10 protein-coding genes are annotated in these 11,647 nt (G+C 66.6%); 3 read left to right on the forward strand and 7 right to left on the reverse strand.

Translation table 11 applies throughout. The features are described from left to right. The 5 genes from mdlC to DU475_RS20795 all read right to left on the reverse strand — a co-directional run. Positions 1-1,287: benzoylformate decarboxylase (gene mdlC / locus DU475_RS20775; protein WP_164633194.1), on the reverse strand; the 1,287-nt coding region annotated here is incomplete at its 3' end. A gap of 243 nt (positions 1,288-1,530) precedes the next feature. Beyond that, complete coding sequence (locus DU475_RS20780) at positions 1,531-2,388, reverse strand: HTD2 family dehydratase (protein WP_164633195.1); 858 nt, start codon at positions 2,386-2,388, stop codon at positions 1,531-1,533. A gap of 24 nt (positions 2,389-2,412) precedes the next feature. Continuing rightward, positions 2,413-3,507 carry a CaiB/BaiF CoA transferase family protein gene (locus DU475_RS20785; protein WP_164633196.1) on the reverse strand — a complete coding sequence of 365 codons (1,095 nt, stop codon included), beginning with the start codon at positions 3,505-3,507 and terminating at the stop codon, positions 2,413-2,415. 158 nt (positions 3,508-3,665) lie between these two features. Further along, positions 3,666-4,838: an acyl-CoA dehydrogenase family protein gene (locus DU475_RS20790; protein WP_164633197.1), complete on the reverse strand. Its 1,173-nt coding sequence runs from the start codon at positions 4,836-4,838 to the stop codon at positions 3,666-3,668. A 33-nt stretch (positions 4,839-4,871) separates the two neighbouring features. Next, on the reverse strand, positions 4,872-6,137 hold the full coding sequence (locus DU475_RS20795; RefSeq protein WP_142882202.1) for a cytochrome P450: 1,266 nt from the start codon (positions 6,135-6,137) through the stop codon (positions 4,872-4,874). Positions 6,138-6,480: 343 nt separating this feature from the next. On the opposite strand from DU475_RS20795, the gene DU475_RS20800 reads away from it, so the two are divergent. Then, the gene (locus DU475_RS20800; protein ID WP_164633198.1) at positions 6,481-7,653 is read left to right on the forward strand and encodes an isovaleryl-CoA dehydrogenase; all 1,173 of its coding nucleotides are present in this window, start codon (positions 6,481-6,483) and stop codon (positions 7,651-7,653) included. Between the two features lie 96 nt (positions 7,654-7,749). Continuing rightward, entirely contained in the window at positions 7,750-8,565 is an 816-nt protein-coding gene (locus tag DU475_RS20805; RefSeq protein WP_164633199.1) for a class I SAM-dependent methyltransferase, read from the forward strand. Positions 8,566-8,764: 199 nt separating this feature from the next. Here the strand turns inward: DU475_RS20805 and DU475_RS20810 are convergent, their stop codons facing one another. Continuing rightward, a complete protein-coding gene (locus DU475_RS20810; RefSeq protein WP_164633200.1) occupies positions 8,765-9,574 on the reverse strand; it encodes a DUF2927 domain-containing protein in 810 nt (269 codons plus the stop codon). 85 nt (positions 9,575-9,659) lie between these two features. Further along, positions 9,660-10,238, reverse strand: a complete 579-nt coding sequence (locus tag DU475_RS20815) for a L,D-transpeptidase (protein ID WP_142882205.1) — start codon at positions 10,236-10,238, stop codon at positions 9,660-9,662. A 180-nt stretch (positions 10,239-10,418) separates the two neighbouring features. Between DU475_RS20815 and DU475_RS20820 the strand changes: the two genes are divergently transcribed. Next, on the forward strand, positions 10,419-11,647 hold a 1,229-nt coding region (locus tag DU475_RS20820), incomplete at its 3' end, for an acetolactate synthase large subunit (RefSeq protein ID WP_164633201.1).

Consider the following 11,647-nt stretch of genomic DNA (forward strand, 5'->3'; position numbering starts at 1 on the left):
CAGGCAGACAGTGCGGCGGTTCGGATGCGCCAGCGCGAAGCCGACCGAGGCCGGCAGCGACCACCCCAAGCCGCCACTCGCCATCGTGGCAAAGCTGTCCTGGCCCGGCATCGGCATGAACTTCTGCATCGCCGGACGATGCGACGGCGCCTCCTCGACCAGCATCACGCTTTCCGGCATCACGGCGCGCAGCGTATGCAGCAGAACCTCCGCCGGCATCGGCTCGGCCGGCTGCGGCGCCGGCGGCACGGCGCGAGCCGGCGGTGCGGCCCGCTTGGTTTCCGGCAGCAGCGCCAGCAGCAGCGTGAGGGCAGGAGTCATCGTCGCGATGATGCTGGTGCCGAGCGGCGTCACCGTGGCGGCGTCGGCATCGTCGGTGATCTGGAACAGCTTCGAGGCGCCGTCGAAGATCGCGGCGTGGCCTTCGACATGGAAGGTGAACACGGGCGCGCCGATCACCACGACGACATCGTAAGCGCCGAGCGCTTCGGACATTTGCCCCGGCGAGGCTGGCAGGAAGCCGGCGAACAGCGGGTGCCGTTCGGGGAAGCTGCAACGGGCGGAGAACGGCGACACCCACACCGGCGCTCGCGCGCGCTCGGCGAGCTGCACCATCAGCCCGACCGCCGCGGCACGATCGACAGCGGGGCCGACCACCAGCGCCGGCTTCTTGGCTTCGGCGAGCGTATCGGCCAGCGCCTGCATCGTCGCACGATCCGGCCCGAGCTCGCGCGTTATCGTGCGCGGCGGCACCGGCGCCGCAGGCCGCGCCCAATCGTCGATCGGCACCGACACGAAGGTCGGGCCGCATGGCGGCTGCATCGCCACATAGTAGGCACGGGCGATCGCGGCGGGCACGTCTTCGGCGCGCGCCGGCTCGACGCTGTATTTCACATAAGGCCGCGGAAATTCGCTCGCGCGCTCGGCGCCGAGGAAGGCCTGCAAGGGCAGAAGACTACGCGCCTGCTGCCCGGCGGTGATCACCAGCGGCGTCTGGTTCTTGAAGGCGGTGTAGATGTTGCCGAGCGCGTTGCCGACGCCGGCGGCCGAATGCAGATTGACGAAGCCGGCATTGCGCGTCGCCTGCGCATAGCCGTCCGCCATCGCCACCGCCGAGGCTTCCTGCAGCGCCAGCACGTAGTCGATATCGTCCGGCCAGTCGCTGAGGAACGGCAGCTCGGTCGATCCGGGATTGCCGAACACCTTGTCGATCCTGAAGGCGCGCAGCAGGTCGAGCGTGGCGGATTTGACGGTGGTCGCCGCGTGCGACTTCGGCTTCTTCGGCAAGGCGGTTCCTCCGGTGCAAGGCACCGTGCTTGTTGCTTGCCGTCGATCAATCAGGAGGAGGGGAGGGGAGTCAATATGTCCCCCCGGTCCTTATGTCCGCGCGGTCATTCCGGGTTCGCGCGCCCTTCGCGCGCGAACCCGGAATCCCGAAATTGTGGAAACGTCGGAGTCGCAGAACAGCTCGAGATTCCGGGGTCGCTCACTTTCGTGAGCGCCCCGGAATGACGTGCATGTTGCAAAGAGCTACCAGCTCGCCGTGGCCTTCATGGTCGGCACGCCGTCGGCGTTGGCGGTCCACAGCTCGAGGCCGGTTGCGGTCTCGTTGGCGTTGATGCTGAAGTCGGCGCCGTCGAACAGCGGCTGGACGCCGCGATAGCTGAAGGTCTTCGGCGCACTGCCCTTGAGCTTGGCAGCGAATTCGACCAGCAGCGCGGCCTGCATCGGGCCGTGCACGATCAGGCCGGGATAGCCCTCGACCTTGGTGACATAGTCGCGGTCGTAGTGGATGCGGTGGCCGTTGAAGGTCAGCGCCGAATAGCGGAACAGCAGCACCGGATCGGCGAGGTGGCTCTCGCGATGCTTGGCGGCCGGCGGCGCAGCCGCAGGCTTGGCCGGCGCTGCCGGAGCGGCGGACGGCGGCGGCACGTCGCGATAGACGATGTCCTGGCGGTCGCGGATCGCAACGCCGCGGGGCGTGGTGATCTCATGATTGACGGTGACGAAGCACAGCGTGCCGGTCGAGCCCTGCTTGATCGTCACGTCGCCGATCGTCGAGGTCCGGGTCACTTCGTCGCCGACCTTGAGCGCGTCGACAAACTGCAGTTCGCCGCCCGCCCACATCCGGCGCGGCAGCGGCACCGGCGGCAGGAAGCCGCCGCGGGTCGGATGGCCGTCGGGGCCGAGCTGATCCATCGGGTACACCGGCTGGCCGAGGCACCAATGCACGGTGAACGGCGCGGCGTCACCGGCCTGCGGCTTGCCGATGTCGAGGAACAGCGTCGCGCGCAGCCCCTTCACGAGCTGCGGCGTGACCAGGTCGGTGGCCTGTTCGCTGCGGCCGATCCACTGCCGCAGATGATCGATATCGAGCGCGTCGGTCATGCTGGTCCTCGCTTACTTGCCCGCTTACTTGCGCTTGTCGCCGATGCCCGGCACGGCGCCGTAGTGCCGGTCCTCGCCGACCACGATCGCGGCCGGCGCCGGATAGGTCACCTTGCCGTTCGGGGTGTCGACCTCGATCCGGCGCAGATGCGGATGGTGCGACAGGTCTTCCATGGTGTTGACTTCGGCGAATGCGATGTCGGCTGCGGCCAGATGTTCGAGCAGATCGTCGCGGGTCAGCGAACCGAAGATGTCGGCGACGATCTTGTCGGTGTAGGCGCGGTTCTTCACCCGCTCGACGCCGCTGCACAGCCGCGGATCGGTCGCGAGGTCCGGTTGGCGCAGCACGTCCGAGCACAGCTTCTTCCACTCGCGCTCGCTCTGGATCGAGATCAGGATGTCCTTGCCGTCTTTCGAGGTGAACACGCCGTAGGGCGCGATCGACGGATGAGCGAGGCCGAGCCGCTTCGGCGGATTGCCGGCCTCGGCGTTGAGCAGCGGCACGGTCAGCCAGTCGGCCATCACGTCGAACATCGAGATCCGGATGTCGGCACCCTGGCCGGTGCGGCCGCGGCCGATCAAGGCCTCGAGGATTGCCGCGTGCGCCGTTGCGCCGGTGGCGACGTCGACGATCGACATGCCGACACGCGAGGCGCTTTCCGGGCCGCCGGTGATCGAGGCGAGACCGCTCTCGGCCTGGATCAGCAGATCATAGGCCTTGCGATGAGCGTAGGGGCCGTCATCGCCGTAGCCGGAGATCGTGCAGATGATCAGCTTCGGATAGTCCTTGCGCAGCCGCTCGCGGGCGAAGCCGAGCTTGTCCATCGAGCCGGGCTTCAGATTCTGCAGCAGCACGTCGGCCGAGGCGATCAGCTTTTCCAGCTCGGCGCGGCCCTCATTGGTGGCGAGGTCGACCACCGCGGATTCCTTGCCGCGGTTGAGCCAGACGAAGTAGCTGCTCTGGCCCTTGGCGGCGTGATCGTAGCCGCGGGCGAAGTCGCCCTCGGGGCGTTCGATCTTGATGACATGGGCGCCGGCATCGGCCAGCCGCGAGCTGCAATACGGCGCCGCGACCGCCTGTTCGACGGCGATGACGGTCAGTCCTTCGAGCGGAAGCATCAATAGTCCCCACAGTGGTCATTCCGGGGCGCCGCGCAGCGGCGAACCCGGAATCCAGATGTTATCTGCGTGTCAGATTCCGGGTTCGCGCGTTCCGCGCGCCCCGGAATGACAAGCGTGTTGTCCGGCGGCGGGCGCACGCCGTGGGCGGCTGGCAATCAGTACGACCGCGGCATTCCGAGCACGTGCTCGGCGAGATGCGACAGGATCAGGTTGGTCGAGATCGGTGCGACCTGATACAGCCGGGTTTCGCGGAACTTGCGCTCGACGTCGTATTCCTCGGCGAAGCCGAAGCCGCCATGGGTCTGGATGCAGGCGTTGGCCGCTTCGAACGACGCATCGGCGGCGAGCATCTTGGCCATGTTGGCTTCGGCGCCGCAATCCATGCCGGCTTCGTATTTGCGGGTGGCTTCCTTCACCATCAGCTCGGCGGCGCGCATGTTGGCGTAGGCCTTGGCGATCGGGAACTGGATGCCCTGGTTCTGGCCGATCGGGCGGCCGAACACGGTCCGGTCCTTGGCGTAGGCGCTGGCCTTGGCGATGAACCACTTGGCGTCGCCGACGCACTCCGAGGCGATCAGGATGCGCTCGGCATTCATGCCGGACAGGATGTAGCGGAAGCCCTTGCCTTCCTCGCCGATCAGATTCTCCTTCGGTACCTTGAGGTCGGTGAAGAACACTTCGGTGGTGGCGTGGTTCATCATGGTGCGGATCGGGCGGATCTCGAGGCCATGGCCGCGCGCCTCGCGCATGTCGACCAGGAACACCGACAGGCCCTCGGTCTTCTTGGTCACCTGATCCTTCGGCGTGGTGCGCGCGAGCAGGATCATCAGGTCGGAATATTCGGCGCGGCTGGTCCAGATCTTCTGGCCGTTGACGACGTAGTCGCCGTTATCGTCTTTCTTGGCGAAGGTCTTCAGCGAGGTGGTGTCGGTGCCCGAGGTCGGCTCGGTGACGCCGAACGCCTGCAGCCGCAGTTCACCGCTGGCGATCTTCGGCAGCCACTTGGCTTTCTGCTCGTCGCTGCCGTGCCGCAGCAGAGTACCCATGGTGTACATCTGGGCGTGGCAGCCGCCGCCGTTGCAGCCGGCGCGCTGGATCTCTTCCAGGATCGCGGCCGCCGCCGACAGCTTCAGACCGGCGCCGCCGTACTCCTCCGGGATCAGAACCGAGAGGTAGCCGGCCTCCGTCAGGGCGTCGACGAACGCCTTGGGATAGGCCATCTCGCGGTCGAGTTTGCGCCAGTATTCGCCGGGAAACTGCGCGCACAGTTTGGCGACGGCGTCGCGGATGTCGTGGTATTCGTCCTGCTCCGCGGCATGGTGTTTCATCGGCTGCGTCTTCTTGTTGGTTTTGGGGGGAGGTCATGAGACCTGGACCGGCAAGGACTCGTAGCCCTTGACGAAGCTCGAATACACCCGCTTCGGCTCCCCGACAACTTCAATGCGCGTAAAACGCTTAAGCATCTCCTCCCATACGATCCTCAGTTGCAATTCGGCCAGACGCATCCCGACGCACCGATGGATACCGAAACCGAACGACAGGTGGATCCGGGCCCGGGCGCGGTCGATGATGAATTCCTCCGGGCGCTCGATCACCTCGTCGTCGCGATTGCCCGAAACGTACCACATCACCACCCGGTCGCCCTTGCGGATGGTCTTGCCGCCGAGCTCGGTGTCCGCAAGGGCGGTGCGGCGCATGTGCGCCAGCGGGGTCTGCCAGCGGATCACCTCCGGCACCATGGTGTCGATCAGCTTCGGATTGGCCCGCAGCTTCTCGAACTCCTGCGGGTTCTCGTTCAGCGCCAGCACCGAGCCCGACATGGTGTTGCGGGTGGTGTCGTTGCCGCCGACGATCAACAGCAGGATGTTGCCGATCAGGTTGTCGCGGTCCATCTCCCGGGTGGCGTCGTGATGCGCCATCATCGACAGCAGGTCGTTGCGCGGCTCCGAGTTCACCCGCTCGTTCCACATCCGGGCGAAATACGCGGCGCATTCGTTCAGTTCGTCGCGGCGCTGCTGCTCGGATTCGACCACGCCGCTCTTCGGCAGCGCGGTGGCGACGTCCGACCAGCGCGTCAGCTTGCGGCGTTCGTCGAACGGAAAATCGAACAGCGTCGCCAGCATCTGGGTCGTCAGCTCGATCGAGACGCGGTCGACGAAGTTGAAGGTCTCGCCCCGCGGCAGGCCGTCGAGCACCTTCTGGGTCCGGCCGCGGATCAGCACCGCGAGTTCGTCCAGATGGTCCGGCGTGAACATCGGCGACACCGTCTTGCGCTGTGCCGAATGCCGCGGCTCGTCCATCGCGATGAAGCTCGGCCAGTCGTAGCCGACCGGCGCGTCGCGGATCGAGATGCCGCCGAGCGTCGAATCCGACGAGAAGATCTGGTGACTGGTGTCGACATGCATGATGTCGTTGTACTTGGTCACGCTCCAATACGGCTCGATCGGCGCGTTGGTGCAGTAGTGCACCGGCTCTTCCTTGCGCAGCCGTTCGAACCACGGCCACAGCGTGTCGTCGCGGAAGTGCCGCGGCGCACCGGGGTGGAAGTCCTTCAGCGGGGTCGCATAGGCTTCCTCGCGCGCCGCCCGCAGCCGCGCCGCTTTTCCGCTCTCGATGGTGCCGTGCATCGTCGTCCTCCCTGGCCATGTCGTGGACGCTCGCCGCGTGTCGGCGGCGGTCGCGATCGGATTTTCGGTCCCGCCATGGTTCGGTCCGGCGGGTTCGGCTTTATGATCAGATCGTCAACCGGCGGCTGCGGCAAGGCACCTTTGCGGGGCTTGCCCGGCGGTTCGAACAAATTGATTTGACGGTAGAAAAGCGCCCGCGCGGCGACTTGCGTCGACAAGCTGGAGACCATGCTGCGGCGCCCCACCATTGGAGCCTTCTCAGGCTCCCGGCGCCGTGACATGGTGCGCGCAAACAACACACGGCGGCGCGACGAGGTGCCGCCGAGCGGAGCGAGCACCCAGCATGATTCCCAACGCGCAGAGCCTGTTCAACTTCGATCTCGGCGAGACCGCCGACGCGATCCGCGAGACCGTTCGCGACTTCGCCGCCAACGAGATCGCGCCGCGCGCCGAGGCCATCGACAAGACCAACACCTTCCCGCGCGACCTGTGGCCGAAGCTCGGCGCGCTCGGTCTGCACGGCATCACCGTCGAGGAAGACTACGGCGGCGCCGGGCTCGGCTATCTCGAGCACTGCATCGCCATGGAGGAGATCTCGCGCGCCTCGGCCTCGGTCGGCCTGTCCTACGGCGCGCACTCCAACCTCTGCATCAATCAGATCCGCCGCAACGGCAACGAAGCGCAGAAGCGCAAATATCTGCCGAAGCTGATCTCGGGCGAGCACGTCGGCGCGCTGGCGATGAGCGAGCCCGGCGCCGGCTCCGACGTGGTGTCGATGAAGACCCGCGCCGAGAAGAAGGGCGACCGTTACGTCCTGAACGGCAACAAGATGTGGATCACCAACGGCCCGATCGCTGAGACGCTGGTGGTCTACGCCAAGACCGATCCGGCCGCTGGTCCGCGCGGCATGACGGCGTTCCTGATCGAGAAGGGCTTCAAGGGATTCAGCACCGCGCAAAAGCTCGACAAGCTCGGGATGCGCGGCTCCGACACCGGCGAACTGGTGTTCGAGGATTGCGAAGTGCCGGAGGAGAACGTGCTCGGCGAGGTCGGCCGCGGCGTCAACGTGCTGATGAGCGGGCTCGATTACGAGCGCGCGGTGCTGGCCGCCGGCCCGGTCGGCATCATGCAGGCCTGCATGGACGTGGTGCTGCCCTATGTGCACGAGCGCAAGCAGTTCGGCGAGCCGATCGGCACCTTCCAACTGGTGCAAGGCAAGGTCGCCGACATGTACGTGACGATGAACGCCTCGCGCGCCTACGTCTATGCGGTGGCGAAGGCCTGCGATCGCGGCGAGACCACGCGTGAAGACGCTGCCGGCGCGATCCTGTACGCCGCAGAACGCGCCACGCAATGCGCGCTCGACGCGATCCAGTTGCTCGGCGGCAACGGCTACATCAACGACTATCCGACCGGCCGCCTCTTGCGCGATGCCAAGCTCTACGAAATCGGCGCCGGCACCAGCGAGATCCGCCGCATGCTGATCGGCCGGGAGCTGTTCACCAAGACGGCATAAGGAGTCCCCTTCACCGAGGACGCCACTGTGGCGCCCTTGCTTTGCCATCGGCCGCCCCTAAAGCTCCTCCCTTGCTCCGAATTCGAGGGAGAAATCATGGACGCGAAGGAAGTCGCCGCGCATTGGGAGAGCAACGCCGAGACATGGACCATGCTCTCCCGCGCCGGCCATGATCGATACCGGGATGCGTTGAATACGCCGGCCTTCCTCGCGATGCTGCCGCCGGTTGCCGGTCTTGGAGGGCTTGATCTCGGTTGCGGCGATGGCACCAACACGCGTGCCGTCGCGCGGCTGGGCGCGTCGATGACGGGCCTCGACATCGCCCCGACCTTCCTGCGTCATGCCCGCGAAGCCGAGCGACGTGATCCTCTCGGCGTGAACTACGTACTGGGAGACGGGCTCACGCTGCCGTTTGCCGACCGAAGTTTCGATTTCGTAACGGCCTTCATGTCGATGATGGACATGGTCGACCAGGCGGCAACGCTGCGGGAGGTGGCGCGACTGCTGAGGCCGGAAGGCTTCCTGCAGTTCTCCATCCTGCACCCCTGCTTCGTGCCGCCGACACGCCGCAACATCCGGAATGCGCAGGGGGCTCCGGTGGCTGTCGAAGTGGCCGACTACTTCGACGAGAGCGACGGCCGCGTCGAACGATGGTTGTTTTCCAGTGTTTCGCCCGAGCAGCAGGCCGTGCTGACGCCGTTTGCGGTGCCCCGCTTTCACCGCACGCTGTCGACCTGGGTCGCGATGATCGTCGGGGCAGGGCTCTCGATCGAGGCATTCGGTGAGCCGAGGGCCTCGGAAGAGGTTGCGGCGGCCGAACCGATTGTGGCCGACACGCGGGTGGCGCCGATCATTCTGCATGTCCGCGCGAGGCTTCCGGCGACGCTCCAGAGCGGTTCATCGATTGATTGAAGCGAACTTTGCCCTTCCCTAAGGGCACGGAGTCCTCGTCCTGAGGAGCCCGGCAATGCCGGGCGTCTCGAAGGATGAGGAGCCGTCAGGCCTGCAGCGCATGGTTCGAGACGGCGCTTCGCGCCTCCTCACCATGAGGTTGTACCTGTTGTGAGCACTCCAAGGCACAGCCGCGATTCCATCACAAGACAGAAACGTTCTAGCGCGTCAGCCGGTTCACCCTGGCGACGTAGCTCCTGACGTCTGTGAGGACTTGCGGCAGCACGGCTTTGACTTCGGGGACGGTCATGCCGGGGCGGATCGCCGGATGGTACAGGATGTTCAACAGGTACTGATCGTAGACGTCGAAATAGCCCTTCTGCACGTCGTCGTTGAACATCGTCCACGGCACTTCGTCGGTGTCGTTGATCGGGCCGAGCGACTGCAGCAGTTCCTCATAGGCGCAGTCGCGGAACACGAAGTCGCCGTTGTCGACCGTGAGGATGACGTCCGAGCGTTCGATCTCGAAGCGGTCGTTCTTGCGGAACCCGGACAGGCATTGCGGGTCGAGGCTGTCGTGGATCTCTCTGGCGCGCTCTTCGCCGTAGAAGGCCGCGATCGTCTTGCGCAGGTTGCGGTCGCGGACCAGATGCACGGTGACGTTGGCCTCGTCGGCGTTGTCGGTCATCGCGATGTCGAGATGCTGGATACGTCCGGCGATGTCCGCGACGATCCGGGCGAGTTCCGCGCGGCGGTGGGCATGGCCGTCGCCTTCGGCGTAGACTCGCACCGGCGCCTCGTATTTGCGGATGCGGTCGACCCGTCCGGCGAGATGATACTCGGCGCCGAACGCGGTCTTGAAGAACCCGTCGACGATCTGGCTGTCGGTGAAGTCGATCTTCTCGGAGCGCTGATGGCCGGAGAAGTCGGTCGCTTCACGGCCGCCGGCCGGCACCGCCACGAGCAGGCCGGCCACGGCGACCACCGCCGCCGCGAGTGCAGGTCGAAGATGCCGGGCGCCGCATTGCATTGCGAAAGGCTGCCGGAATTCGCTCAGCCGCACAACCGGCAATTCGACAGGGGCCGGCTGTGCACGCAGCCCTCGGCGGATCGTGTCAGTTCTTGACCACCACCACGGTGCCGACCCGGACCCGGTCGTACAGATCCTTGACGTCGTCGTTGGTCATGCGGAAGCAGCCGGACGACACCGCCTGGCCGATCGTCTCCGGTTCGTTGGAGCCGTGGATGCGGTACAGCGTCGAGCCGAGATACATCGCCCGCGCGCCCAGCGGATTGTCCTCGCCGCCGGCCATGTAGCGCGGCAGATCGGGGCGGCGGCGCAGCATCTGGGCCGGCGGCGTCCAGCCCGGCCACTCGCGCTTGGCGGTGATGCGGTGAGTGCCCGACCAGCGGAAGCCGTCGCGGCCGACCCCGATGCCGTAGCGCAGCGCGGTGCCGTCGCCCTGGACCAGGTAGAGCCGGCGCTCGCGGGTGCTGATGACGATGGTTCCCGGAGCATACCGGCCCTCGAACATCACCGTTTCGCGCGGGATCGGATTGGCGCTCGGGCCCGACTGATAGAACGGTCCGAAGCCCATCACCGCGCGCAGGTCCATTTCCTGCGCCGAAGCGGCGGTCGGCAGGGTGGCGATCGAGATCAGCGCGAGCGCACTGGCGGCAAGTCGACGAACCATTCCGAAACCTCGCAATCTTCGTTTCGCTCCGAACTGGCCACAATCGCACCGATTGCGCAAGCCGGCCGCGGTACGCAGCCGCACGCGTCCGCCGCAGTCCTGCCGCGCGCCGTCTCCCTTTGACGAAGCGGTGGAACAATGATTGATCGGATGCAGAAATTGCAAATCGGGAGCGAAACGATGAATGGTGCCGAGAGTCTGGTGCGGACGCTGGTCAAGGGCGGCGTCGATGTCTGCTTCACCAATCCCGGCACTTCGGAAATGCACTTCGTCGCCGCGCTCGACCGGGTCGAGGGGATGCGCTGCGTGCTCGGCCTGTTCGAGGGCGTCGTAACCGGCGCCGCCGACGGCTACTACCGGATGAAGGGCACGCCGGCCTCGACGCTGCTGCATCTCGGCCCCGGTCTCGCCAACGGTCTCGCCAATCTGCACAACGCCAAGAAGGCGGCCTCCGGCATCGTCAACATCGTCGGCCAGCACGCCACCTACCACATCGACTACAACGCGCCGCTGACCTCGGATATCGAAGGCCTGGCGCGGCCGATGTCGGCCTGGGTCCGCACCTCGCCGGACGCCAGATCGGTGGCGCGCGACGGTGCCGCCGCGATCGCCGCGGCCAAGAGCTCGCCGGCGCAGATCGCCACCCTGATCCTGCCGGCCGACACCGCCTGGAACGAGGCCGACGGCGTCGCCGACGTGCCGGAACACAGTCAGCGCCCGAGCTATTCGCCGCAGGCGGTCGAGGCCGCCGCGCGCGTGTTGCGCTCCGGCGAGCCGACGCTGCTGCTGCTGTCCGGCGGCGCGCTCACTGAGCATGGCCTCGCGCTGGCGCAGCGCATCGCCGGCAAGACCGGCGCTAAGGTGATGGGCCAGACCTACAACGCCCGGATGGCGCGCGGGCAGGGACGCTACTGGATCGAGCGGATTCCCTACGTGGTCGATGCCGCGCTGTCGATCCTGAAGCAGTTCCGCCACATCGTGCTGGTCGAGGCGATGGATCCGGTGGCGTTCTTCGCCTATCCGGACAAGCCGAGCCTGCTGAAGCCGGAAGGCTGCGAGGCGCACCGCGTCACGGAAGTGGGCGAGAATTCGGTCGCGGCGCTGGAAGCGCTGGCCGGCGCGCTCGGCGCCAAGGCGAGCGACGCCGCGCCGCAGAAGCTGGTCGAAATTGCGAGGCCGACCGGCGCGCTGACGCTCGACAGCATCGCCCAGGCGATCGCCATGGCGATCCCGGAGAACGGCATCGTGATCGATGAATCGATCACCACCGGCCGCGGCTTCTTCCCGCCGACGGCGGCGGCCGCGCCGCACGACTGGCTGCAGAATCTCGGCGGCTCGATCGGGTTTTCACCGCCGGTCGCGGTCGGCGCCGCGGTGGCCTGCCCGGACCGCAAGGTGCTGTGCATGGT

This window comes from Rhodopseudomonas sp. WA056, from assembly GCF_010906995.1.
GTDB lineage: Bacteria > Pseudomonadota > Alphaproteobacteria > Rhizobiales > Xanthobacteraceae > Rhodopseudomonas > Rhodopseudomonas palustris_G.